The following is a 24,514-nucleotide window of genomic DNA, read 5'->3' as shown; positions in this document are numbered from 1 at the left end:
CCCCAGGTCCTATTCCCCCTGAATCCGCTGGATTTCCGGCACCTTGGCGCCGTCGGACGCGAGCGGGGCCGGATCCACGGGCGTCACCTGGGCGACTTCCACCGGCGGCACCTGGGTCAACGTCACCTGGGCCGCGACCGCGTCCATCGCCTGGCCTTCCTCTCCCTGAGCGGTCGAGAGGGCGCGGAACCGGCGGGCCAGCGAGGCCAGCTCCGCGGCCTTCAGCTGGGCCTGGCCGCTGCGCAGCGACAGCAGCGCCACGCGCGCACGCTCCAGCAGCGCCACCTCCGCGCGCAGCCTCGCGAGGATGCGCTCGCGCCGCTGACGCATGTCCCCCAGCCGCTCCACCTCCTCCGCCAGCGACGCCGCCGCGGCCTCCAGCTGCCGGCGCGCCACCACGTCGGTGCTCGCGCGGGCGCTGCGCTCCAGGCTGTCGCGCTCCGCCTGCAGCTCCGCGGCGGCGCGCTCCTCCAGCTGCGCCTCCACGCCGGCCCACTCGGACGCCAGCTCCACCGCGCCCTTCGTGATGCGCGCCAGCGTGCGCGCCAGCTCCTCGCGCGCGGGCTCCCGGGGCAGCTTCGCCAGGGACTGACCGCATTGGCGATAGAGGGTCAGCGCGCGCTCGGACAGCGTGAGGAAGTCACCGGAGAGCTGGGGCAGCAGCTCCTCCGCGCGCGCCTCCACCGGGTCGGCCGTCAGGCCCAGGTGCGCGGCGATGGCGCCCAGCCCCACGAAGAGGCCCACGATGCCACCCACCACCGCCGCCGCCAGCAGCGTGGGCGTGGCCACGGACGCCAGCCGCACCGACAGGATGTTCGCCACCACGCCGCCCGCCAGGGTGAGCCCCGCACCCAGCACGGCGCCCAGGCCGTAGTGCACGAGGGTGGGGCGGGCCTCCGCGACCTGTCCCTCTTCCCCCAGGTCGTTGAGGCGGGAGCGCACCAGCAGGGCCCCCGCGGCCGCGCCACTGGTCGCCACCGTCCACGCGGGCGACAGGCCCAGCCCGTAGGGCAGCGCCACCAGCAGCAGCCCCAGGCCACTCAGGAGGCCCCGGTCCCACCGGTCGCCGCGCGCGCACGCCAGCACCACCGCCGCGGGGACCAGCCACGTCAACGGCACCGGCAGGCCCACGCGCAGGCCCAGCCACTGCACCAGGCCCGCCCCGGCGCCTGCCGCCAGCGCGCGCGTGACGGTGTGCTCGAAGGCTTCGCGGTGGTGGAATTGCAACACGGCGGCATTCATCGGGACACCCCGGGAGCGGCCTCACGGGCCGGGAATGTCCCTTCGAACGCGCGGCGCGCTAAAAAAGGTCTACGCCTTCGGACGCGAGATGGGTCCCGGCTTTCCCTTCGTCACGCGGAGGTAGTCCGCCGGGGCGAGGACAATTTGCGTCCCGCGCACCCCGGCCGACACGGCGACCTCGTCGAACAGCTCCAGCGTCTCGTCCACGAAGACGGGGTAGTCCTTCTTGCCGCCCAGCGCGGTGACGCCGCCCCGGATGTAGCCCGTGAGCGGCTGCAATTCCTTGAGGGGAACGGTGTCCACCTTGCGGTCGCCGGAGAGCCGCGCCAGGGCCTTCAAATCCAGTTCCGCGTTGCCGGGCACCACCGCCATCAACACGCCGGTGCGGTCCCCCTTGGCCACCAGCGTCTTGAAGACCTGCTCCGCGGGCATGCCCACTTTCGCGGCCACCGTCTCCGCGGACAGGTCGTCCGGATCCACGTCGTAGTCGCGCAGGCTGTACGCGATGCCGAGCGAGTCCAGCAGCCGGGCGGCGTTCGTCTTCATGGGCGTCACATCCCCAGGGCGGTAGCCGCGGCCTTCACGCGCTGGAGCGCGTCCTCGGGCGTCTTTCCCACCGCGGACAGGTGGCCCATCTTGCGGCCCTTGCGCGCGTCGCGCTTGCCGTACAGGTGCAGGCGGACGCCGGGCATCGCCAGCGCCTGCGCGAACCGGGGCCCGCCTTCCTTCAGCCACAGGTCGCCCAGCAGGTTCACGATGGCCGCGGGGCGCACCACCTCCACGGAGCCCAGGGGCAGATTGCACACCGCACGCACGGCTTGCTCGAACTGGCTCGTGAGGCACGCCACTTCCGTCGAGTGGAAGCTGTTGTGCGGCCGGGGCGCCACCTCGTTCACCAGCAGCGACCCGTCGCCCAGCAGGAACATCTCCACCACCAGCAGCCCCTCCACCTTCAGCCCGGAGGTGATGTCGCGCGCCACCTGCGACGCCTGCGACAGCACGGCCTCCGGCAGCGGACCCGGCAACAGCGACCACGCGAGGATGCGCTCCTCGTGGTGGTTGAACGCGGGCGGGTACACCGCGAGCTGCCCATCCGGGCCGCGCGCCACCAGCACGGACAGCTCCGCCTTCAGGTCCAGCGCGGCCTCCACCACCACGGAGCGCTCGCCCAGCTCCTTCCACGCCACGGCCGCCTCGGAGGCCGCCTTCACCTCGTACTGGCCGCGCCCGTCGTAGCCGCCCTCGCTGGACTTGATGAAGCACTTGCCGCCCAGCGCGGTGATGGCCGCCGCCAGCTCCGCCTCCGAGTTCGCCTCGCGCCACGGGCCCAGCGGGAAGCCGCCCTTCGCGAGCCACGCCTTCTGCCGGCCGCGGTGCTGCACCACCTCCAGCACGGAGGCGCCGGGCCGCATGGGCGCGTGCCGGGCCACCGCGTTGAGCGTGGCCAGTGACACCTTCTCAATCTCCAGCGTCACCACGTCGCACTGGCGCGCCAGGTCCTCCGCCGCCACCGTGTCGGAGAAGGACGCGGTGAGGCAGCGGTCCACCACGGAGCGGGACGGGCACGCGGAGTCCGGATCCAGCGCCTGCACCTGGTAGCCCAGCGTGCGCGCGGCGAGCGCCATCATGCGCCCCAGCTGGCCGCCGCCGAGGATGCCCAGCGTGCCGCCGGGAAGCACCATGGGGCCGCTCATCCCGCCACCTCGCGCTGCGCCAGCACTTCGTCCGTGCGCGCCTTGCGCCACGCGCCCAGCCGCTCGCGCAGCTCCGGGTACTTCAGCGCCAGGATGGCCGCCGCGTGCAGCGCCGCGTTGGCGGCCCCCGGCTTGCCAATGGCCTGCGTGCCCACCGGGACGCCCTTGGGCATCTGCACGATGGAGAGCAGCGCGTCGAAGCCGGAGAGCACCGTGGTGGGCATGGGCACGCCCAGCACCGGCAGCAGCGTCTTGCTGGACACCATGCCGGGCAGGTGCGCCGCGCCGCCCGCCGCGGCGATGATGACGGACAGGCCCCGCGACTCCGCCGTGGACGCGTACTCCATCATCCAGTCCGGGGTGCGGTGCGCGGACACGATGCGCACCTCATGCGGGATGCGCAGCTCGGCGAGGATGTCGATCGCCGGTTGCAGGTGTTCGAGGTCGCTTCTGCCGCCCATGATGACCCCGACCCACGGGGTGCTCGCGCTCGCCGCCATGCTTGTCCGCGCCTCCAGTGCGCCCTGCTTCCAGGGGGTGAAGCCTGGAAGAACGCGGAGATAGGGCCACGCGATTCCGGAGGTCAACCGCGAAGATGTGACGTCGCGATGAAGGGCGGGCAGGGGGACGGGCCCTGGCCCCCTGCACGCCCCAGGAGCTCTCAGTACGTGGAGCCCATGCGCCCGAAGCTCTTGAGCGCCTTCACCTTGCTGTTCTTCACGGCGGCCTTCTGGGCCTCCTCGGTCTCCGCGTCGTCGTATTCCTGCATCGCGCGGGCCTGGTCGGCCTGATCCGCCGCCACCGCCGCCGCGCCCGCCACCGCGCCCGCCTCCTGGAAGAGGGCCTGGTTCTGGGAGAGGTAGCCCTTGGCCTCGTCCTTCCTGCCCTGGCTCATCGCCTCCGCGGCCTTCTGGAGGTTCTGCGCGCTGCGGGCCCGGGCCGCGTACACCGTGGCCTCCTTGTCCTGGCGCTGGACGACCTCCTCCTGCACGTCGGTGGCCACCGCGGCCAGCATGGACTGGTCCTCCACGTTCTTGTGCACGAGCAGGTCCGTGTACGCGACCTTCAGCCCCGCCACCTGCACGGACTGGCCCGGCGTGGTGCCCGTCACGTGGATGCGCGCCACCACGCGCTCCACCTGGCCCGCGGAGAAGTCCGGCAGCGCAACGCGCACGGTGTTGCCGGCCTGGTGCGCGCGGTAGCCCAGCACCTCGTCCAGCGTCGTGCCCGGGGGCAGTTCGAAGGACAGCTCCACGTTGCGCGCCACCGCGGTGGTGGCCTGCTGCAGGTCACGCTGGAAGAGGGTGGACAGCTTGCTCGCGTCCTCGAGGAAGCCGTACGCGCCCGCGCCGTACTCCGCGAACGCCTGCATCAGGTCCTCGTTGAAGTCGGTGCCCACGCCAATGGAGCTCACCGTGATGCCGGAGGCGCGGATCTCCTTCACCACGTTCTTGAGCCCCTCCTCGTCGGACACGCCCTCGGTGGGCTGGCCGTCGCTCATCAGGATGAGGCGGTTCACGCTGGCCCCGTTGCCCATGGCGGACGCCAGCTGCGTGCGGCCCACCGACAGGCCCGCGCTGATGTTCGTGCCGCCGTCGTCCCAGATGCCGTCGATGAACTGCATCATCCGCTCGCGGTTGCTCGCGGTGGCCGGCAGGGATGGCAGGCTCTTCACGTCACTGCCGTAGTGCACGATGGCCAGCCGGTCCTCGTCGCGCAAGAGCGTCACCAGGTGCCGCGCGGCCTGCTTCGCCTGCTGGAGCTTGTAGCCGCTCATGGACCCGGACCGGTCGATGACCACCGCCAGGTTCACCGGGCTGCGCTTCGCCCCGGGCACCTCCGCGCCGGTGAGGTCTACCGTCACGTACGTCTCCGACGCGCCCACCGGCACATAGGGATGCGACAGCCGGCTGGTCACCTGGAGGCTGCCGGACGACGAGCGCGGCCCGGGGGGCGGAGTGGGCAGCGGCGGCGCCGGGGTCGTCACGACGACCTGGGGCGGAAGTCCGCCCCGGTGGGGCATGCCCAGCACCAGCGCGGTGAGGGCAAGGCCACCAGCCAGGGCGAGGAACAGGACCGTACGATTCATGGCAGGGCTCCAGAGGCGTTTGGAAACGCGGGCCCTGCCTTTACGAACGGGGGGCGCGAAAAGGTCTAACCCTTTCGCGCGAGGCGATTGTTCAGTGCGCCGTTCAGTCCGGGCTTCAGGTGCCCGCGGCCGCCGGGGTGGCGCCCGCGCAGAAGTAGGGCGAGTTGTTCTCGCCGAAGGTGCGCCGGTAGAAGCCCTCGTCGGCGGCGCGGATGGCGTCCAGCGTGTCCTGGTCCAGCAGCAGGGGCCGGCACGTCATGCGGTCCTTGAGGCCCGCCTCCACGTCGTCCACCGTGCGGGTGATCTCGCAGCCCGTCGTGGTGCCCTGCACGCATTCCTTGCTGCAGTAGCCCAGGGCCGGGGCCTCCGGGTCCGCGCTGCGGGGGCTCAGGTCGTCGCGCACGCAGATGAGGTCCTCGCACTCCAGCGAACCGAAGGAGATGAAGTCCTGCTCCGCTGCGATGTCCTTCTCCTTGACCTCCACGACGTCGCGGCCCTGCGCCTCACGTTCCTGATCCGTGGCCTTGCGCACCAGGTTGCACGGCTTGCCCAGCTCGGTGGTGACGTCGCAGCCTCCCATCAGGAGGACGGCGGACAGGAAGAGCGCGGATCGCACGAACATCTTTGAGACCTCTAGGAAGGATGGAACCAGGGCGCCTGGGGGGAGGACGCCGGAACCTCGAAACGGTAGCACACCGGTTCTTCGCGCCAACCACTGACCCACGGGGCGCGAGCGCAGTGGAATTGTGAAGCGATACGGGAGGAATACAGAGGAGGCAGGCGCATCGTGGCGGTTGATGGTTGGGAATACGACCGATAGGATGGTGGGGCTGATGTCATGCTGCCTTCCGGTGGCAGTACGTTCCCTCCCCCCACGGAGCGCCCGGACTTGAACCGCCCCACGCTGCTGCTTGCGCTGAGCCTGATGTGGCCCGCGCTGGCCCCCGCCCAGAACCAGGAAGGCATGGGCCTCGATCTGACCGAGGATGCCCAGGCCAAGCCACCCGAAGAGAACCCCGCGCCGCCGCCGGACGAGGAAGCCCGTCCCGCGTCGCCGCCTGCCGCCACCCCGGCGAAGGACATCCCGGTCGAAGCGCTGATGCCGCTCACGGACATCACCCAGGACGACCGGGTGAAGAGCGTGCAGCGCAAGGTGTACCTGAAGAAGGGCCGTCTGGAGGTCTCACCGTTCGTGAGCATCTCCGTGAACGACCCGTTCTATTCGAAGTTCGGCGGCGCGCTCCGCGCGGCCTGGTACCTGTCGGACACGCTGGCCATCTCCGCGCGCGGCTCGCTGATCCAGGTGCTCCCGTCGGATGACGTCCGCACGGCGAAGCGCACCTTCAACGCGAAGATCTACAACTCCGTGCCGAACTGGTCCGCCATGGGCGACCTGGAGTGGGCGCCGCTCTACGGCAAGGTGTCCTTCCTCAACTCCATCCTCCACTTCGACGGCTACCTGCTGGGCGGCATGGGCGTGGTGAGGACGGAGACGTCCGCGCTGCCCGACCGCGGCCTCAACCCGGCCTTCGACCTGGGCCTGGGCATGCGGTTCGTCACCAAGGACTACCTGGCCGTCAACGTGGCCCTCATCAACACCTCCTACGTGGACCAGCCCCTGGGCAGCAGCAAGGGCGCCATCCAGAACGTCATGACCCTCAACGCGGGCATCTCCATCTTCCTGCCCCTCAAGTCGACGGGGAGGGAGTCCGAATGAAGCCCGCCTACCGTCTGCTCCTGACCCTGTGCGCCGGCGTGCCCGCGCTCGCCTCCGCCGCCGACCAGGCCCCCGCGCCCGCTCCGGCCGCGGCGGCTCCCACGCCCGCACCTGCTCCGGCGGCCCCGGCGGCCCCGGCTCCGAAGACCGCGGCGAACTCGAACCCGCCCAGCACCTCCCAGGAGGAGGAGGCCGGCGACGTGTCCGAGGTGGACAAGGACGCCCTGGGGCCCCTCCGCGAGCGCATCCGGCCGGTGTCCGGCCACATGTTCCTCAAGAAGGGCCGCTTCGAGGTCAGCCCGTCCGCGTCCATCACCATCCGCGACGCGTTCTTCAAGAAGTACCTCTTCGGCGGCACCGTCACCTACTTCCCCATGGAGACGCTGGGCGTGGGCCTGCGCGGCGGCTACGCGCTGAACAGCGTGGCGGGCTCCGCGCAGATCTGCACCTTCACGGAGGGCGAGGGTGGCGACACCCGCGGCTGCCGTGCGCCCACCAAGGGTGAGCTGGACGGGTACGCGCCCGGCCAGATGTCGCTCATGGGCGGTGTGGACGTCCAGTGGGCGCCCATCTACGGCAAGCTGTCGCTGCTGGCGGAGAAGTTCGTCCACTTCGACATGTACGGCGTCGTGGGCGCGTCCGTGGTCCAGTACAAGGGCCCGGCGGAGTCGCTGACGGATGGCACGCCCGCCGCGGGCAGCAAGTCGTACCTCACGGGCGGCGGCAACGTGGGCGTCGGCCTGCGCTTCTTCTTCAACCGGTGGATGACGCTGCGCACGGAGCTGCGCGACCTCATCTACGTGGAGAAGGGCCGGGACCCCACGCCCAACTACCTCCGCAACCAGATCATGTTCGAGCTGGGCCTGTCCTTCTTCTTCCCCTCCGGTTCCTAAAGACTCATGCGCACCCACCGGTTCCTCCGCCTCGCCGTCCTCGGGCTCACGCTCGCGTACACGGCCCCCACGCTGGCCCAGTCCTTCGAAGGGCTGGACCTGGCGGGCCAGTCGAAGAAGAAGAAGAAGGGGTCGTCTTCCAAGGCCTCCTCCAAGAAGAAGACCACCGCCAAGCGCGGCAAGGGCAAGACGGCCGCCCCGGCCGAGGACGCCACCGAGGAGTCCTCCACCGCCACCAGCGCGCCCGCGGCCACCCCCGCTGGCAACCCGGCCACGCCTCCCTCGTCCATCAGCTCGACGCCCGCGCCCTCGGCGATGCCCGCCGCGCCCGCCGCGAAGCCCACGAAGCCGGCGCCGCAGACCAGCCCCGGGCTGGGCCTGGACCTGACGGGCGACAACGACAAGCCGCCCGCGCCGACGATGACGTTCGACGCGGTGGACGTGTCCGGCAAGACGGCGGACCGCCAGCGCCTGGACGCGGCCATCAGCCTGTTCAAGAACGACGAGTACGAGAAGGCCGCGATGGCGTCCCACGAGCTGTTGGGGGACCCCAAGCTCCAGGGCCTGCACGTCGAGGCGCGCTACGTGCTCGCCAAGTCGCTCTACCGCATGGGGCTGTACCACTCGTCGCTGGGCGAGTTCTCGAAGATCCTCGCGGCGGGCCCTTCCACGAAGTTCTTCAAGACGAGCCTGGAGTGGCTGTTCTTCATCAGCCGCAAGACCCAGAACGAGACGGTCATCCTGGATGAGATCGCCCGGTACGCGAACTACGAGTTCCCGGAGAAGTTCCGGAACGAGTTCCGCTACCTGCTGGCGCGCTACCACTTCGTGCGTGGCCGCGCGTTGGATCAGGTGGGCCAGACGGAGAACGCGGACAAGTCCTTCGAGGAAGTGAAGCGCCTGGCGCTGACGATTCCCCGCACGGATCCGTTCTACCCGCGCGCGAAGTACCTGGAGGGCCTGGCCTTCTTCCGCAACGGCACGAACCACAAGGACGCGGCGGCCAAGCGCGGCAACACGGACGTCATGGCGTCCGTGGAGGCGATGAAGGAAGTGGTGCGCCTCACCCGTCCCATGGCGGGCCGCACCGGCGAGCAGGCGAAGCTGGACAAGTCGCTGCGCGAGCTGGCCTTCATGCAGCTGGCCCGTACGCACTACGGCATGCAGCAGAACCGCTTCTCCATCTTCTACTTGAACAAGGTGGAGCGCGGGAACACGCAGTGGCTGGAGGCCCTCTTCGAGTCCTCCTGGGCCAACTACCGCATCGGCCAGTACGAGCAGGCGCTGGGCAACCTCATCACCCTGTCGTCGCCCTTCTTCCGCGAGGAGTACTTCCCGGAGGCGCTCATCCTGAAGGCGGTCATCTATTACGAGAACTGCCGCTACCGGGAGTCCAACCTCATCCTCCAGGACTTCGAGCGCACCTACCTGCCCGTGCACGACGAGCTGGACGGGCTGGTGAAGAAGAACATGGAGGCGTCCGAGTACTACACGGTGCTCGCGGACGTGCAGAAGAAGAACAAGGACGGCCTGGAGAAGAACGGCACGGACGTGCTCCTGGAGCGCATCCTGCGGCTGGCCCTCACGGATCAGGACCTGAAGAAGACCAACGACTCCATCCTGGAGCTCGAGGGTGAGATGGACCTGTTCTCCAACAAGGGCGACACGTTCAAGTACTCGGAGCTGACCAAGCAGCTCCTGGAGGAGCTCAAGGTCCAGCGCACCAGCCTCATCTCCAAGGCCGGCATCATGGCCAAGGGCAAGCTGGAGTCGGAGCTGGGGGCGCTCAAGCTGCTGCTGGCCAACGGCCTGCGCATCAAGTTCGAGACGACCACCAAGGAGAAGGAGTTCCTGGAGGAGCAGCTCAAGGCGGGCGGCCGCACGGCCATCGTCAAGAAGTACAAGTACTCCGTGGCGGTGGCGGACGATCAGCTCTACTGGCCCTACGAGGGCGAGTACTGGCGTGACGAGCTGGGCACGTACCAGTACACGATGACCAAGGGCTGCATCGAGCGCGACACGGCCAACCGTCAAATCCAGTCCGCCGAGGCGATGTAGACGCCTTGCGCTGAGAGTGGGATTCTTCCCGGCCGCCGGAGCGCCCCGTACGCGCGCTCCGGCGGTCTTGTCTTTTCCAACGGTCCCTCGAAGGGACGAGGGAGTGCGAAGTTGGCTCGGGAGGCGTCGCTGCGGGTGGTGTTCGGCATCGCCGTCCTGGACCTCATCGGGTTCGGCATCCTGATTCCGCAGCTGGGCGTGTACGGCGTGCGCTTTGGCGCTTCCCCCTTCGCGGTGGGGCTGCTCGTCGCGGTGTACTCGCTGATGCAGCTGGTGGCGGCGCCCGTGATGGGGCGGCTGTCGGACCGGTTCGGCCGGCGGCCGGTGCTGCTGGTGTCCCAGGTGGGTTCGCTGGCCGGCTACGTGCTGTTCGCCTTCGCGCACACGCTGCCCCTGCTGTTCCTGTCGCGCGTCATCGACGGCGTGTCCGGCGGGAACGTGTCCACGGCGCAGGCGGTGGTGGCGGACATCACCAAGCCGCATGAGCGCGCGAAGGGCATGGGCGTCATCGGCGCGGCGTTCGGGCTGGGCTTCGTGCTGGGGCCCGCGCTGGGCGGCGTGCTGGGGGCGTGGGGCGGCAACCTGGCCATCGGCCTGTTCGCGGCGGGGCTGTCCGCGCTGAACCTCTTCAACACCTGGTTCTTCCTGCCGGAGACGCGCAAGCCCGGCTCGCCGTCCGCCACCGCGCGCACGCTGAAGGGCTCCCTGGGCGTGTTGACGCTGCCCGTCGTGGGCCGGTGCGTGGTGCTGGTGCTGCTCTACACGGTGGCCTTCGCGCAGATGGAGGGCACCTTCTCCGTCTACCTGCTGACACGCTTCCTGTCCTCCGGGCCGGTGCCGCTGGAGGGCGGGTGGCTGGTGCACGCGGTGCATCCGGACGCGGCCATCCTGCGGGAGGCGAGCCTGCGCTCCGGGGCGCTCTTCGCGGTGGTGGGCGTGCTGTCCGCGCTGGTGCAGGGCGGGCTGGTGCGCCGGCTGGTGGCGCCCGGCCATGGTGCGTCCGGCCAAGCGGCGTCCGGTGGCCCGGGGGGCAGGGGAGGGCGGGAGGCCCCGGTGGCCGTGGTGGGCTTCGGGCTGACGGCGGCGGGGCTGGCGTTGCTGCCCGTGGCGCCGTCGTACGGGTGGCTCTTCCCGGTGATGGGCCTTCTGGCGGTGGGCTCCGCGCTGGTGACGCCGTGCCTGTCCGCGCTGGTGTCCCTGCACGCGCCGTCCGAGCGGCAGGGGGCGGTGCTGGGGGCTTATCAGGCGTCCGGGTCGCTGGGCCGCATCATTGGCCCCGCGCTGGGCGGGCTGCTCTTCACCCGACTGGGCCCGACGGCCCCCTACGGGACGGGCGCGGTGCTGGTGGCGCTGGGTGGACTTTTGGCACTGTCCCTGGTGACACAGGTGCGAATGTCCGGAGCGGGCGCGGAGCAAAGCTCATAGGATGGGGACCATGGTGGGCAAGCCGCAGCACATCACCATCGCGTTCGACGTGATGGGGAGCGATCACGGCCCGGCGGAGGTGGTGCGAGGCGCCGCCCAGCTCTCGCTGGAGTCTCCGCACATCCACGCGCTGCTCGTGGGGGACCGGCCGGTCATCGACGAGGCCCTGGCGGGCATCAAGCACAACGGGGAGCGCATCTCCGTGCACCACGCGGGCGACTACGTGGGCATGGACGAGAAGCCCGGCGAGGCGCTGGCTCGCAAGCCCGAGTCCTCCGTCGCGGTGGCCGCCCGGCTGGTGGCGGAAGGGGAGGCGCACGCGCTCGTCTCCGCGGGAAACACGGGCGCGGGCGTGCTCGCGTGCAAGCGCCACTTCCAGCTGATTCCCGGCGTGCGCCGCGCGGCCCTGGCCACGGTGTACCCGACGCGGGGCGTGCGCGGCGCGAAGCAGGACCCGTTCAGCCTCATCCTCGACGTGGGCGCCACGGTGGAGGCCACCGCGGAGGACCTGGTGGCGTTCGCCGTCATGGGCAGCGCCTACGCGCGCATCATCTCCCGCAACGAGCGGCCCAAGGTGGCGCTGCTCTCCAACGGCGTCGAGCCCCAGAAGGGCCCGCCCCGCGTGGTGGAGGCGCACCAGCGGCTGTCGCAGATGACGGGGCTCAACTTCACGGGGAACGTGGAGGGCATCGACATCCCGCGCGGCACGGCGGACGTCATCGTCACGGACGGCTTCGTGGGCAACGTGTGCCTGAAGATGCTGGAGGGCGTGCACGACACGGTGATGGAGCTGGCCCAGTACGCCTACAAGGAGAGCCTGCGCTGGCGCGCGGGCCTGGCCATGCTGTCCTCCGGCATCGAGCGGCTGAAGGACATCACGGACTGGGAGCAGTACGGCGGCGCGCCCATCCTCGGTTTCGACCGCATCTTCATCAAGGCGCACGGCCGCTCCAGGGCGCGCGCCATCGCGAACGCGGGCAAGGTGGCGGCGAAGGCGGTGGCGAACGAGCTGGGCACAGCCATCCAGGAGGGCCTGGCGAAGTGAGCCTGCCGGACCGCATCGACCCGCCTCCGCCGCGCCGCATCTACCGGTGGGACCTGGACAAGACGTACCTTCAGACGGACTTCGAGTCGTTGCGCGACCTGTTCCGCACCGCCTTCCAGAAGGCCCATGAGAAGGTCGCCGTGCCGGGCGCGTCCGCCCTCATCCGCGAGCTGGCGGAGCAGGGGGACTCGCGGCTGTGCATCGTGTCCGGCAGCCCCAAGCAGATGCGCGCGGTGTTGGAGGAGAAGCTCAAGCTGGACGGCGTCCAGTGGGATGAGTTCGTCCTCAAGGACAACGTGGGCAACCTCTTGCGCGGGCGCTTCCGGGCCCTGCGCGGACAGGTGGGCTACAAGCTGCCCGCCATCCTGGAGAGCCGCGTCAACGCGCCGGTGGAGGCGGAGGAGGTCCTCTTCGGCGACGACGCGGAGGCGGACGCGTTCATCTATTCGCTCTACGCGGACCTCATCGCGGGACGCGTGGACGAGCGCGTGCTGTCCCAGGTGCTGGAGGCGGGCGGGGTGTACCCGGACGACGCCGCTCGGGTGCACGAGGCGTGGAAGAAGATCCCCATCGCGGACCCGGTGCGGCGCATCTTCATCCACCTGGACCGGCTGACGCCGCCCGCGCACTTCACGCCCTACGGCCCGCGCGTGGTGCCCATCTTCAACTACTTCCAGGCGGCGCTGGTGCTGCTGGCGGACGGCCACCTCACGGCGCCGCAGGTGCTCAAGATCGCCGTGGAGATGGTGCAGACGGCGGGGCACAACATCATCACGCTGTCGAACTCGTTCCAGGACCTGCTCCGGCGCGGACTGCCGCTGCAGCAGGCGGCCATCGCGCTGTCGCAGGCGATGGAGGGGCCCAACGCGCTGCTCAAGGCCATGCGGCCCGTGCCGGACATCCTGGCCGCGTTCAGCAAGCGCCTGGCCGCGCTGGGCACGCAGCCGCCCCCACCGCGCGTGCAGGCGGTGGACTACGTGTCGCTCATCTCCCACGCGCTGCCCCGGACCCACAAGGGACGCACCCTGAAGCCGCAGTCCTGAAGCCCCGGCCGTCCCCGGGCTCTGGTGACTGCCTGGCTGCCTGCCCGGGGGCCCGTCCAGCGGCTCAAACCATTGGAACGCCCGGCCCTGGCCCCGGATGGGGTGGGCGGGGTGTTGTCCAGTGGAAGCGCCTTCTGCGGGCAGCGGGCGCACGGAGGGCGGGCGGGGGGGCCATGAGGAACCTCCGACGTCCCTGAAGAATGTCCTTAAGCGCGACCCCCATGGGTGGGAGGATGCGTGCTAGACGGCTGCCCTTCCGAGGCGAATGACGCGAGACCCGACCCATTTCCCGCCCCATGGCGGAACGCTGCCAGCCGCGCCCGGAGACGACGCGCGCGGAGAGGCCTCCTTCGAGGCGGCAGCGGCCGAGGCATCCGGGTCCGCGCGCGAGGTTCTTCCCATGTCTTCCCCCCTGGACCTGACAGGCCACGAGGAGCGCCCCGAGCGCCCCGAGGCCCAGGCGCCCGCGGACTCCGCCGAGCGCCCCAGCGAGCACGAAACCCCTTCCCGGGCCTCCGAGGCCCCTGCCGAGCCCCCCGATTCCGCGGACGCGGGAGAGGACGACGGGTTCGACGACGATGACGACGGCGAGGACGCCGGCCCCGAGGTCAGCGACGAAATCCGGGCCGCCACCGAGGCCCTGAAGGCCGCGGAGGCGGAGGACGCGCAGGCCGCCGCCGAGGCGGGTGACGAAGCCGACGAGCCCGAGGCCGTCATCCTGGAGCCTGAGCCGGAGCCCGCCGCGAACGAGCCGGAGCTGCAGGCGCCCACCACCACGCGCACGGGCGAGCCGGCGGAGATCGACCCGGACGAGATGGATCCGGACGCGCTCAAGGTGGTGCTGCGGCTGCACCAGCACGGGCACCAGGCGTACCTGGTGGGTGGCTGCGTGCGCGACCTGCTCCTGGGCAAGAAGCCCAAGGACTTCGACGTGGCCACCAGCGCCCACCCGGGCGAGGTGCGTGCCATCTTCCGCAACTGCCGGCTCATCGGAAGGCGCTTCCGGCTGGCGCACGTCTACTTCAAGGGCGGGAAGATCGTGGAGGTGTCCACCTTCCGCGCGAACCCGACGGAGCTGGAGCCGGCGGCGGGCGCGCCGGGCTCGGCGGGCTCGGACGACGGGCAGTCCGGTGAGGACCTGCTCATCACCCACGACAACGTCTTCGGCACCGCGCAGCAGGACGCGCGCCGCCGCGACTTCACCATCAACGGCCTGTTCTACGACGCGGCCGAAGGCCGGGTCATCGACTACGTGCGCGGCCGGCGCGACCTGGATGAGCGCTTCATCCGGACGATTGGCGACCCGGAAATCCGCATGCGCGAGGACCCGGTGCGCATCCTGCGCGCGGTGCGCTTCGCGGCGAAGCTGGACCTGGACATCGAGTCGCGCACGTACGCGGCGATGGAGGGCGCGGTGGAGGACCTGCCGCGCTGCGCCCCCGCGCGCCTGCTGGAGGAGACGTTCCGGCTCATCCGCGGCGGCGTGTCCGCCCCGGCGCTGAAGCTGCTGGCGGCGCTGGACGCGCTGAAGATTCTCCTCCCGCCCGTGGACGCGTACCTGCGTGAGCACGGCAAGGAAGGGGAGAAGACCTTCTACGCCTTCGCGCAGGCGCTGGATAAGCGCGTGTCCGCGGGTGAGGTGCTGGACGACGCCATCCTGCTGGCGACGTTGCTGGTGCCCATCAGCCGCGCGCAGCCGCCGCCGGACGACTCGCAGGACGAGGGCCGCGCGTCGGTGTCGCGCGTCATCGAGGACCTGCTGGCCGGCTTCGTGGAGTCCGCCCGGCTGCCGCGCCGCATCGCCGAGCGCTGCCGCATGCTGCTGCTGATGCAGCGCACGCTGTCCGGGGAGCGCCGCCGCAAGACGGGCGCCTTCCGCCGCCACCCGCTCTTCAACGAGGCGCTGGCCGTCTTCACGATGACGGTGGAGGCCACGGGCGAGGGCCGCGAGGCGCTGGAGGCCTGGCAGGCCGGAGAGGTGCCGCCGCCGCGCGCCGGTGCGAATGGTGGAGGGGACGCGGAAGGCCCCCGCCGCAAGCGCCGTCGCCGCCGTCGCCGTCGTGGCAACGGGAGCGGAGAGGGCGGCGGTTCGGGCGCCTCCTCCGGTTCCGACGCCGGCGAGGGGTAGTGCCCCTGCGGGACTGCTGAAGCGAAAGGGCTGGAGCGCTCAGGTGCTCCGGCCCTTGTCGTGTCCGGGAGCCCGGTGACGCGCTACCGCTTCGGCTTGTCCACCGGCTTCTCGGAGCGGTGCTGGTCGTCGTCCGACGCCTCCGCCCCCGCGATGTCCGCCATGGTGATGGCCTTGCTCCCGAAGCGGGCCGCGATGCGGTCCATCGCCTCGTTCAGCTTCGACGACTTCGGTGCCGCCGCCGGGAACAGGCCCAGCTGCGCCTCGTCGTCGTCCAGTTGCACGCTCACGCCCGTGAGCCGCAGGGCCTTGCCCTCGTGGGCGCGCTCCAAGAGCTCCAGCGCCGCGCGGTAGATGACCTGTCCGTCGTCCGTCGCCTCACGCAGCGTGGTGCGCCGGGTGATGAGCGTGAAGTCCGCGAACTTCAGCTTGAGCTGCACGACGCGCCCCTTCAGCGCCGCGCGCCGCAGCCGCCGGGCCACCCGCAGGGCCTGCGCGTGCACGTGCGGCTTGAGCACCTCCACGCCCGTCAGGTCCTCCTCGAACGTGTCCTCCGCGCCCACGCTCTTGGCCGCCCGGTCCGGCACCACGTCGCGCGCGTCGATGCCGTGCGACAGCTCCCACAGGTGCTTCGCGCTCGCCGCGCCAAAGCGCTCCTCCAGCCACGCCACGTCCCGCGTCGCCACATCACCAATCGTGGAGAGCCCCGCGCGCTTCATCGCCTCTTCCGTCTTGGGCCCCACGCCCCACAGCCGCGACACCGGCAGCCCCGCCAGGAAGGCTACCGTCTCCTCCGGCCGCACCTCGCGCTGGCCGTTGGGCTTCGCCAGGTCGGAGGCGATCTTCGCCACGAACTTCGCCGTGGCGATGCCCGCGGACGCCGGCAGGTTCAGCTCGTGGGCGATCTCCTTGCGGATCCGCTTCGCGATGTCCGCCGCCGCGCCGAACAGCCCCACCGACGCCGTGACGTCCAGGAAGGCCTCGTCCAGCGACAGGGGTTCAATCAGCGGCGTGTACCGCTCGAAGATGGCGAACACCTGCTCACTGGCCTCCGCGTACGCGGAGAAGCGCGGCTTCACCACGATGGCGTGCGGCGCCTGCTTCACCGCCCTGGCCATGGGCATCGCGCTCTTCACGCCGAAGGGGCGCACCTCGTAGGACGCGGCCACCACCACGCCGCGCTGTGCATGCCCGCCAACGATGACCGGCTTGCCCCGGAGGGACGGGTTGTCGCGCTGCTCGACGGACGCATAGAAGGCGTCCATGTCCACGTGGAGGATGGCTCGCATGGCGTGAGTCACTCTAGTGGCCCCCTCTGACAGTGCGACCCATGAAGACCCTCACCGAATACCTCTGGTTCGAGACGAAAGCCCGCCGGGAGCTGGTGCGCCTCACGGACACCGTGGCCGCCCTGGTGAAGAAGAGCGGCATCCAGGAGGGCATGGTGCTGGTGTCCGCCATGCACATCACCGCGGGCGTCTTCGTCAACGACGACGAGCCCGGCCTCCACGAGGACATCTGGGACTGGCTCCAGCACCTGGCGCCCTCCGGCCCCGACTACCGCCACCACCGCACCGGCGAGGACAACGGCGACGCGCACCTGAAGTCCATGCTCGTCCACCATCAGGTGCTGATCCCCGTCACCGCCGGCAAGCTGGACCTGGGCCCCTGGCAGCAGTGCTTCTACGCGGAGTTCGACGGCCAGCGCCGCAAGCGCGTCATCGTCAAGGTGATGGGGGACTAGCCGGCCACCGGCCACGACAGCCCGTGCCGCGAAAGCTCCGCCACCAGGTCCGGCGGCAGCGGGCTCTCCACCTTCACGGGCTCCTTCGTCACCGGGTGCGGCACGGTGAGCGAGCGGGCGTGCAGGAAGAACCGCCCCAATTCCGGCGCCTCGCGGCCGCCGTAGAGCGCGTCCCCCACGAGCGGCGCGCCCACGCCCGCCAGGTGCGCGCGCACCTGGTGCAGCACGCCGGTGAGGATGCGCACCTCCACGAGGCTGTAGTCCCCGGAGCGGGCCAGCACCTGGAAGTGGGACAGCGCCTCGCGCGCGTCCTCGGCGCCGTAGGGGGCGGGCTCCACGCGGTCCGGGTGGCGCGGGTGGTGGCGCAGCGGCACCTCCACCTCGCCCTCGTCCGCCAGCGGGCCCGTCACCAGGGCGAGGTAGCGCTTGTCCACCGTGCGGTTGCTGAAGGCCTCACGCACCGCGGTCCACGCCTCGCGCGTGCGGGCGACGGCGAGCACCCCGGACGTCTCCACGTCCAGCCGGTGGCACAGGCCGCCCTCGCGCGGGTCCTGGGACGCCTGCGCGACCTCCGGGTAGCGCGCCACCAGGGCGTTGGCCACGGTGCCCGTCTCCCCCGGCTGCAGCGGGTGCGAGGGCCGGCCGGCGGGCTTGTCCACGAAGAGCAGGGCGGCGTCCTCGTGCAGGACGACCAGCGGGAAGTCCGTGTCGGGCACGGCCTCGCGCACGGACTCCTCCACCGTCACGGCGACCTTCTGGCCTTCGGTGATGGTGAGCCCCTTCTTCGCGGGGCGGCCGTCCACGCGCACCTGGCCCTCCTCGAAGAGGCGCTTGAGGCGGGCGCGGGACAGGCCCAGGGCCTCGCCCACGAACAGGTCCACCCGCTGGCCCGCCTTGGCGGCGTCCACGGTGAGGGTGTGCGTCGTCGTCGTGGTCACTCGGAGAGGGCCTCGTACACTTCCTCGGCCGTCTGGAACCGGTCGTCCGGCTCCTTGCGGATGAGGCGATGGGCCACCCGCGCCAGCTGCGGGTCGCCATGCAGGTTGAGCGCGAGCAGCGGCGGGGGTTCCGTCTCCAGCACCTGACGCCACAGCTCGTGCGGCGTTTTCGCGTCGAACGGCGGACGCCCGCTCATCAGCTCGTACAGGATGACGCCCAGGCTGTACAGGTCCGAGCGCCCATCCAGCGGCTCCCCGAGAATCTGCTCCGGGGCCATGTACCGGTAGGTGCCCACGAGCTTGCCGTCCGCGGTGATGCCCGCGTCGTCCGCGAGGAACTTGGCCAGGCCGAAGTCCATCAGCCGCACCTGCCGGTCGTCGTCCACCATGATGTTGGACGGCTTCAGGTCGCGGTGCACCAGCCCGTGGCCATGGATGTACGCCAGCGCCTCGCACACCTGGAGCATGGCGTCCTTCAGCTTGCCCATGCGCTCCGGCCGGTTGAGGTCCGCCACCTTCGGCGTGCTCACGCGCGAGGGCGGCTGCGCACGAGGGGCCGCGCGGCGCGGGTCCACCCCCCGCATCCCGTCCGGGTCCGAGTCGTCCTCGGCGCCGTGGAAGCTGGCCAGGTCCTCGCTGGGCGCCTCCTCCGCGAACGCGTTCAGGTCGAAGGTGCCGTCGTCCACGGCGTCGTCCTCGTCCTCGTCCGGGCTGTCGACGCTGCCGAAGTCGTCGTCCGCGGTGCGGCGGATGGCGAGCGGGCCGCGCGAGGAGGGCGTGGGCGTGTGCAGGTCGTTGAAGCTCACGTCCAGGTAGTGGCGCAGCGTGAGCCCCTCGATGAGCTCCATGGCCAGGTACGGCTGGCCCGCGTGGACGCCGGCCTCGAAGACCTTCACCACGTTGGGGTGGGCCAGGTCCGCCAGGGTCTCGAATTCGCGCGCGAGTCTCCGGGCCGCGCGGTCGTCCAGCGACGGGCCGCCCGTCGACAGGAGCTTCAGCGCGACCTCGTCGTTGCTGCGGCGGTCCAGGGCCCGATAGACGGTCCCGGCCCCGCCACTGCCGAGCGTCTCCAGCACGCGGTAGGGACCAATGGCCTTGGGAGGCATGGGAGGGCGGATCCTACGGAGCACGTCACGTCACGGTCAAACACGCAGACATGTCTTGAGACGCAGCGGACGCCCGTCCCCTGGGCCGTTTCACTTTTCCAGTGAGACATGGGAAGTCTCACGGACCATGCAAATCGGGAAGTATCGGATCCTCCGGCAGTTGGCTTCAGGGGAGGTGCTGGAGACGTTCCTCGTGAGCATGGACGGGCCAGGAGTGTCGGCGACGACGTGTACGCGCTGGGGATGATGCTCTACGAGCTGCTCACCGGCCGGTATCCCTTCGACGCGACGGGCATGGTGGCCATCTTCATCGCCATCCTCTCCGAGCCCTTCGTGCCCGCGGTGGAGCGCCGGCCGGACCTGCCCGAGGCGCTTCGGCACATCCTGGACCGGGCGCTCGCGAAGGACCGGACGGTGCGCTACCGGACCCGCCTCGAGTTCCAGGCGGACCTGGCGCGCTTCCTGCGCTCCCTGGACGAGCCGGTGGGCCCGGCCGCGCTGGCCCGGTGGGCGGCCGCGGTGAGCTGAGTGAGCGGACGGCGGCTCCTTCCCGACGCCTGTCCGAAGGCCGGGCCCACCCCCAACGCACAGAACCCGAGCAGCCCACCGAGCAGCCGGAAGGAGGGCAGGGCATGAGCAGTTTTCATGGAAGCCCACTTTCACCGGGCTCCTGTCCCCTCATGAACCGTTCACCCCCTCTGGACGACCACTGGGCTGGGGAGAGGGACCGGGCGACCACGCGCCCGTGGACGCGACGCGGCGCCGCCGCTAGGGTGCGCGGCTTCATGGATCGCCCTCTTACCGTGTTGCCCACCGCCCTCGAGGCCCAGGTCAAGGCCCGGCCGCTCCCGCGCCACGTGGGCATCATCATGGACGGCAATGGTCGCTGGGCGGAGCTTCGCGGCCAGCCCCGCCTGGAGGGCCACCGCGAAGGCAGCGTCAGCGTCCGGGAGGTCACCCGCGCCGCCCGTCGGCTGGGCGTCCAGGCCCTCACCCTCTACGCCTTCTCCTCCCAGAACTGGGCCCGCCCGCCGGAAGAGGTCGCCGGGCTGATGGAGCTCTTGCGCGAGTACCTCGAGTCCGAGCGCGCCGAGATCCTCGACAACGGCATCCGCCTCAACGCCATCGGCGAGGTGGACAAGCTGCCCCGCTACGTGCGCGAGCCCCTGGAGCGCCTGCGGGCCGACTCCGCCCACAACACGGGCATGGTGCTCACCCTGGCGCTCTCCTACGGCGGCCGCGAGGAGCTGCTGCGCGCCGCGCGCGACCTGGCGCAGGCCGCCGCCCGCGGCGAGCTGGACCCCGCGCACCTGGACGCCGACGACCTGGAGTCGCGCCTGTGGACCGCCGGGCTGCCTCCGGTGGACCTCATCGTCCGCACCAGCGGCGAGCAGCGCATCTCCAACTTCCTGCTCTGGCAACTGGCGTACGCCGAGCTGTGCTTCACCGACGCCCTGTGGCCCGACTTCCGCACCGAGGAGTTCCTGCGCTGCCTGTCGCAGTACCAGGGCCGCGAGAGGCGCTTCGGTCTGACGTCCGCCCAGGTCAACCGGGACGACACCCCCCAGCGGGCCAAGGCGTGAACGAGAAGAACAAGAACCTCCTCATCCGCGTTGTCACAGGCATCACCCTGCTGCCGCTGGTGCTCCTGCTGCTGTTCCTGGGCGGGTACTACAGCGCCATCCTCCTGGGTGCCGCCGCGGCCGTGTGCGCCGGCGAGTACTACCTCATCACGCAGAAGCGCCTGGGCGCCGCCGCGTGGGTGGGCATGGCCTTCGCCTTCGTGATGCCGCTGCTCCCGCTGCGGGACGCCGCGCGCACCGGCGAGACGGCCTTCTGGCTCACGTCCGTCTTCTTCTTCTTCGCGTGGATCTACAACCTGTTCCGGGGCGCGCTCGCGGAGGCCCCCACCCGGGCCGCGCACCTCGTCACGGGCTTCCTCTACGGCTCCGTGGGCCTCACCGCGCTGTCCGCGCTGCGCCTGCTCCCCGGCGAAGGCCACGCGTGGGTCATCTGCGCGCTGACCATCACCTGGGCCAACGACACGCTGGCGTACTTCGCGGGGCGCTTCCTCGGGAAGCACAAGCTCTACCCGGCGGTGAGCCCGAACAAGACGTGGGAGGGCTTCTTCGGCGGCATGGTCGGCTCCGTGCTGGGCATGTTCGTCGCCAAGCTCGGCTTCTTCCCCATCTTCACCGTGTGGGACTGTGTGGTGCTGGGCATCCTGGGTGGCCTGCTGGGCCCCGTGGGCGACCTCTGCGAGTCCATGCTCAAGCGCGCCTACGGCGTGAAGGACTCCGGAAAGCTCATTCCCGGACACGGCGGCGTGCTCGATCGCATCGACGCGCTCATCTTCAACGCGCCGCTGGTGTTCGTCTATGTGCAGTTCGTGAGGCACCTGCTGCCGTAAGTGCCTGATTTCGCGCCTGCCCGCCCGCCTTGCGGCGTGCGTTGTGCGTTGTCCGTCCCAGGGGGCGCGATTACTCTTCCGGCCATGCTCCAGAACCTCGGGTTCTTCATCCTCCTGCTGGGCGTGCTCGTGACGGTGCATGAGCTTGGCCACTTCCTCGTGGCCAAGGCCTGCGGGGTGAAGGTCCTCAAGTTCTCCATCGGGTTCGGGCCGAAGATCATCGGCTTCACCAAGGGGGAGACGGAGTACCAGGTGGCCCTGTTGCCCCTGGGCGGCTTCGTGAAGATGGCCGGCGACCTGCCCCACGAGGAGCTCCCGCCAGAAGAGGCGGCGCGCGGCTTCCTGGCGCAGCCGCCCTGGAAGCGCGGCCTCATCGTCCTCGCGGGCCCGGCCTTCAACCTGCTGTTCCCCATCCTGGTCTACTTCTTCGTCTTCCTGGGCCCCCAGGAGACGCTGTCCACGCGCGTGGGCCTGGTGTCGCCGGACATGGCCGCCGCCGCCGCGGGCATCCGCCCCGGGGACCGCATCCTGTCCGTGGAGGGCGAGCCGGTCCGCACCTTCGACGACATGCGCGACGCGTTCGTGGGCAAGTTCAACCGCCCCGTGCCCGTCACCCTGGAGCGTGAAGGGCAGCAGCTGGTGGTGGAGGTGACGCCGGAGAAGAGCTCGGAGGTGTCCCCGGTGGACACCGTCGAGCGCGGGATGATTGGCGTGAGCCCCTACCCGCAGCCGCCGGTGGTGGGCGTGCCGGCGACGTCCCCCGCGGCCGCCGCGGGCCTGAAGAGCTTCGACCGCGTGCTGTCCGTCAACGGCGTGCACGTGCAGGACGAGGCCGCCCTGTACCGGGAGGTGGCGAAGGTGCCCGAAGGCACGCCCCTGAAGCTGAGCGTGGCGCGCCTGGCCCCCGTGGCCGTGGGCGCCGTCACCGGCCGCCTGCCGGAAGTGGTGGAGGTGACCCTGCCGCGTCAGGCCGGCGAGGGCGCGGCGGCGCTGGGCGCGGAGGCCGTGGACCTCTACGTGGCGAGCGTGGCCTCAGGCAGCGTGGCGGAAGCCGCGGGCATCCAGCCGGGCGACCGCATCGTGGCCATCAACGGCACGCCGCTGAAGTCCTTCAACAAGCTGGCGACGGTGCTCAACGGCCTGCAGGCCCAGCCCTTCACGCTCACGTGGCGCGGGGAAAAGGGCGAGCGCACGGAGAAGCTGGCGCAGGCGCCGCTCAAGACGCGCGACGACTACGGCCAGACGAGCGCCCCGCTGGTGTTCGGCGCGCGCCCGTGGAGCTTCAGCAGCGCGGACCTGCCGCCGGTGGAGAAGGTGACCATCGACCTGGGGCCGGCCGCAGCCTTCAAGGAGGCCGCGCTCATCGTCCCCAAGATCGTCGGGCAGATGGTGCAGGTGCTGGGCGGGCTGTTCGTGGGCAAGGTGTCGCCCAGCACCATTGGCGGCCCCATCATGATGTACCAGCTGGCCGCCAAGAGCGCCGAGCAGGGCCTGGACAGCTTCCTCAACCTGATGGCGATCATCTCCATCAACCTGGGCGTGATGAACCTCTTGCCCATCCCGGTGCTGGACGGCTTCCACCTGCTGTCCGCGGCGTGGGAGGGCATCCGCCGCCGTCCCATCCCCGTGCGCGTGCGCGAGGTGGCGAACATGGTGGGCCTGGCGCTGCTCATCCTGCTGATGCTGCTGGCCGTGACCAACGACGTGACCCGCTAGCGAGGTGATGATGCGAGGACGGACCGCCCTCCTGCTCATGGGGATGGGACTGCTTGCTGGCTGCGCGTCGCGCGCGGCGAAGCCCCAGCCGCCGGAGACCGCTGCTTCCGGTGACGACGGCACGAAGGTGACGCGGCGGGAGAAGATGCCGCGCGACTACCTGGGGGAGGGCCTGGCGTCCTTCTACGGCCCGGGCCTCCATGGCCGGCCCACCGCCAGCGGGGAGAAGTTCAACCAGAACGCCCTCACCGCCGCGCACCGCACGGCGCGCTTCGGGTCGTGCGTGAAGGTGATGAACATGGAGAACGGCCGCCAGGTGGAGGTGCGCGTCAACGACCGCGGCCCCTTCGTGGACGGCCGCATCATCGACGTGTCGAAGGCCGCGGCGAAGGCGCTGGGCATGCTGGACAAGGGCCTGGCGCGCGTGCGGCTGTACCGGTGCGGCAGCGACCGCGTGTCGCAGGTGCCGGTGGAGTTCTGGGCCGCTCCGGCCTGAAGTGCCTTGAACCGAGAAGAAGGGATGTCGCCTGTGTTGCTCGCGCTGGACACCTCCACGCTGACGCTGTCGCTCGCCCTGGTGGAACGCCAGGGGGAGGACGTGCGCGCGGTGGAGCACGTGGTGGTGCCTCCGCCCGACAAGCAGAGCGAGGCGCTGCCCGGCGTCGTCGGCGACCTGCTCCAGCGCCACGGCCTGAAGCTGAAGGACCTGGAGGGGCTGGCGGTGGGGCTGGGGCCGGGGTCGTTCACGGGCCTGCGCATCGGCCTGGCCACGGTGAAGGCGCTGGCGTACGCCACGGGGCTCAAGGTGGCCGGCGCGTCGTCGCTGGCGGCGGTGGCGCTGGAGGGGCCGGAGGGCGTGCCGCTGTTCTGCCTCGCCGTGGCGCGCAAGGACGACCTGTACCTGGGCGCCTACCGCCGCGTGGGCCACGCCGTGGAGGCGCTGGCGCCTGAGACGGCCATGTCGCCGGAAGAGGTGGCGCAGCGCATGGCCGCCGAACCGGAGGCGGTGGCGCTGGGCCCGGCGCTCGCGGACTACCGGCAGGCGCTGGAGAAGCACGGCGTCGCGCCGCACCGGCTCCTGTCCGGCCCGGCCTTCCCGTCCGCGGTGGAGGTGGGGCGGCTGGCGAGGCTGCCGGAGGCGTACTCGCGGGAGGCGCTGTTCGCCCTGGAGCCGCACTACGTCCGCGCGTCCGAACCGGAGCGCAATCCGAAGTTCCCGCCGCTGCCGGGCCCCGTGCCCACGGCGCGGCTCAAGGAAGACTGACG

23 protein-coding genes are annotated in these 24,514 nt (G+C 70.9%); 14 read left to right on the top strand and 9 right to left on the bottom strand.

Going from position 1 to position 24,514, the window contains the following annotated elements; translation table 11 throughout:
• Positions 1-9 precede the first annotated feature (9 nt).
• The 6 genes from AABA78_RS02745 to cglC all read right to left on the bottom strand — a co-directional run bounded on the left by AABA78_RS02745 (position 10) and on the right by cglC (position 5,647).
• The gene (locus tag AABA78_RS02745) at positions 10-1,230 is read right to left on the bottom strand and encodes an AAA family ATPase (protein WP_338261498.1); all 1,221 of its coding nucleotides are present in this window, start codon (positions 1,228-1,230) and stop codon (positions 10-12) included.
• 81 nt (positions 1,231-1,311) lie between these two features.
• On the bottom strand, positions 1,312-1,788 hold the full coding sequence (ybaK, locus tag AABA78_RS02740) for a Cys-tRNA(Pro) deacylase (RefSeq protein WP_014398345.1): 477 nt from the start codon (positions 1,786-1,788) through the stop codon (positions 1,312-1,314).
• Between the two features lie 5 nt (positions 1,789-1,793).
• The gene (gene purK / locus AABA78_RS02735) at positions 1,794-2,936 is read right to left on the bottom strand and encodes a 5-(carboxyamino)imidazole ribonucleotide synthase (RefSeq protein ID WP_338261497.1); all 1,143 of its coding nucleotides are present in this window, start codon (positions 2,934-2,936) and stop codon (positions 1,794-1,796) included.
• On the bottom strand, positions 2,933-3,436 hold the full coding sequence (gene purE / locus AABA78_RS02730) for a 5-(carboxyamino)imidazole ribonucleotide mutase (RefSeq protein ID WP_171414212.1): 504 nt from the start codon (positions 3,434-3,436) through the stop codon (positions 2,933-2,935). The genes purK and purE overlap by 4 nt, the downstream gene beginning before the upstream one ends.
• 161 nt (positions 3,437-3,597) lie before the next feature.
• A complete protein-coding gene (locus AABA78_RS02725; protein WP_338261496.1) occupies positions 3,598-5,025 on the bottom strand; it encodes a vWA domain-containing protein in 1,428 nt (475 codons plus the stop codon).
• A gap of 115 nt (positions 5,026-5,140) precedes the next feature.
• A complete protein-coding gene (cglC, locus tag AABA78_RS02720; protein ID WP_171414210.1) occupies positions 5,141-5,647 on the bottom strand; it encodes an adventurous gliding motility lipoprotein CglC in 507 nt (168 codons plus the stop codon).
• 267 nt (positions 5,648-5,914) lie between these two features.
• Between cglC and AABA78_RS02715 the strand changes: the two genes are divergently transcribed.
• The 7 genes from AABA78_RS02715 to pcnB all read left to right on the top strand — a co-directional run bounded on the left by AABA78_RS02715 (position 5,915) and on the right by pcnB (position 15,334).
• Positions 5,915-6,742, top strand: a complete 828-nt coding sequence (locus AABA78_RS02715) for an outer membrane beta-barrel domain-containing protein (RefSeq protein WP_171414209.1) — start codon at positions 5,915-5,917, stop codon at positions 6,740-6,742.
• The gene (locus AABA78_RS02710) at positions 6,739-7,635 is read left to right on the top strand and encodes an outer membrane beta-barrel domain-containing protein (RefSeq protein WP_171414208.1); all 897 of its coding nucleotides are present in this window, start codon (positions 6,739-6,741) and stop codon (positions 7,633-7,635) included. The genes AABA78_RS02715 and AABA78_RS02710 overlap by 4 nt, the downstream gene beginning before the upstream one ends.
• A 6-nt stretch (positions 7,636-7,641) precedes the next feature.
• Positions 7,642-9,693, top strand: a complete 2,052-nt coding sequence (gltC, locus tag AABA78_RS02705; RefSeq protein WP_338261495.1) for an adventurous gliding motility protein GltC — start codon at positions 7,642-7,644, stop codon at positions 9,691-9,693.
• A 111-nt stretch (positions 9,694-9,804) separates the two neighbouring features.
• Positions 9,805-11,118 carry an MFS transporter gene (locus AABA78_RS02700; protein WP_338261494.1) on the top strand — a complete coding sequence of 438 codons (1,314 nt, stop codon included), beginning with the start codon at positions 9,805-9,807 and terminating at the stop codon, positions 11,116-11,118.
• Positions 11,119-11,128: 10 nt separating this feature from the next.
• Positions 11,129-12,163: a phosphate acyltransferase PlsX gene (gene plsX / locus AABA78_RS02695; protein ID WP_171422120.1), complete on the top strand. Its 1,035-nt coding sequence runs from the start codon at positions 11,129-11,131 to the stop codon at positions 12,161-12,163.
• On the top strand, positions 12,160-13,206 hold the full coding sequence (locus AABA78_RS02690; RefSeq protein WP_120530639.1) for a phosphatase domain-containing protein: 1,047 nt from the start codon (positions 12,160-12,162) through the stop codon (positions 13,204-13,206). The genes plsX and AABA78_RS02690 overlap by 4 nt, the downstream gene beginning before the upstream one ends.
• A 400-nt stretch (positions 13,207-13,606) precedes the next feature.
• A complete protein-coding gene (pcnB, locus tag AABA78_RS02685) occupies positions 13,607-15,334 on the top strand; it encodes a polynucleotide adenylyltransferase PcnB (protein WP_338261493.1) in 1,728 nt (575 codons plus the stop codon).
• 83 nt (positions 15,335-15,417) lie between these two features.
• Here the strand turns inward: pcnB and dinB are convergent, their stop codons facing one another.
• Entirely contained in the window at positions 15,418-16,623 is a 1,206-nt protein-coding gene (dinB, locus tag AABA78_RS02680; RefSeq protein WP_338261492.1) for a DNA polymerase IV, read from the bottom strand.
• 41 nt (positions 16,624-16,664) lie between these two features.
• Between dinB and AABA78_RS02675 the strand changes: the two genes are divergently transcribed.
• Positions 16,665-17,078: a secondary thiamine-phosphate synthase enzyme YjbQ gene (locus tag AABA78_RS02675; RefSeq protein ID WP_171413557.1), complete on the top strand. Its 414-nt coding sequence runs from the start codon at positions 16,665-16,667 to the stop codon at positions 17,076-17,078.
• Here the strand turns inward: AABA78_RS02675 and AABA78_RS02670 are convergent.
• Complete coding sequence (locus tag AABA78_RS02670) at positions 17,075-18,016, bottom strand: RluA family pseudouridine synthase (RefSeq protein ID WP_338261491.1); 942 nt, start codon at positions 18,014-18,016, stop codon at positions 17,075-17,077. The genes AABA78_RS02675 and AABA78_RS02670 overlap by 4 nt on opposite strands.
• The gene (locus AABA78_RS02665; RefSeq protein WP_338261490.1) at positions 18,013-19,122 is read right to left on the bottom strand and encodes a serine/threonine-protein kinase; all 1,110 of its coding nucleotides are present in this window, start codon (positions 19,120-19,122) and stop codon (positions 18,013-18,015) included. Before AABA78_RS02665 ends, AABA78_RS02670 begins: the two co-directional genes overlap by 4 nt.
• A gap of 228 nt (positions 19,123-19,350) precedes the next feature.
• Between AABA78_RS02665 and AABA78_RS02660 the strand changes: the two genes are divergently transcribed.
• From AABA78_RS02660 to tsaB, 6 genes are all read left to right on the top strand, one after another.
• Positions 19,351-19,650 (top strand): serine/threonine-protein kinase, encoded by a 300-nt coding sequence (locus AABA78_RS02660; RefSeq protein WP_338261489.1) that lies wholly within the window; start codon positions 19,351-19,353, stop codon positions 19,648-19,650.
• Between the two features lie 257 nt (positions 19,651-19,907).
• Positions 19,908-20,705 (top strand): polyprenyl diphosphate synthase, encoded by a 798-nt coding sequence (uppS, locus tag AABA78_RS02655; protein WP_171413561.1) that lies wholly within the window; start codon positions 19,908-19,910, stop codon positions 20,703-20,705.
• Entirely contained in the window at positions 20,702-21,532 is an 831-nt protein-coding gene (locus AABA78_RS02650; protein ID WP_171413562.1) for a phosphatidate cytidylyltransferase, read from the top strand. Before uppS ends, AABA78_RS02650 begins: the two co-directional genes overlap by 4 nt.
• A gap of 84 nt (positions 21,533-21,616) precedes the next feature.
• On the top strand, positions 21,617-23,248 hold the full coding sequence (gene rseP, locus AABA78_RS02645; protein ID WP_171413563.1) for an RIP metalloprotease RseP: 1,632 nt from the start codon (positions 21,617-21,619) through the stop codon (positions 23,246-23,248).
• 10 nt (positions 23,249-23,258) lie between these two features.
• Positions 23,259-23,744: a septal ring lytic transglycosylase RlpA family protein gene (locus AABA78_RS02640; RefSeq protein ID WP_338261488.1), complete on the top strand. Its 486-nt coding sequence runs from the start codon at positions 23,259-23,261 to the stop codon at positions 23,742-23,744.
• 24 nt (positions 23,745-23,768) lie between these two features.
• Positions 23,769-24,512 (top strand): tRNA (adenosine(37)-N6)-threonylcarbamoyltransferase complex dimerization subunit type 1 TsaB, encoded by a 744-nt coding sequence (gene tsaB, locus AABA78_RS02635; protein WP_338261487.1) that lies wholly within the window; start codon positions 23,769-23,771, stop codon positions 24,510-24,512.
• Positions 24,513-24,514: the final 2 nt, after the last annotated feature.

Origin of the sequence: Corallococcus caeni (assembly GCF_036245865.1) — a bacterium.
Taxonomy (GTDB): domain Bacteria; phylum Myxococcota; class Myxococcia; order Myxococcales; family Myxococcaceae; genus Corallococcus; species Corallococcus caeni.
This window is presented reverse-complemented; position numbering and strand designations above follow the sequence as displayed.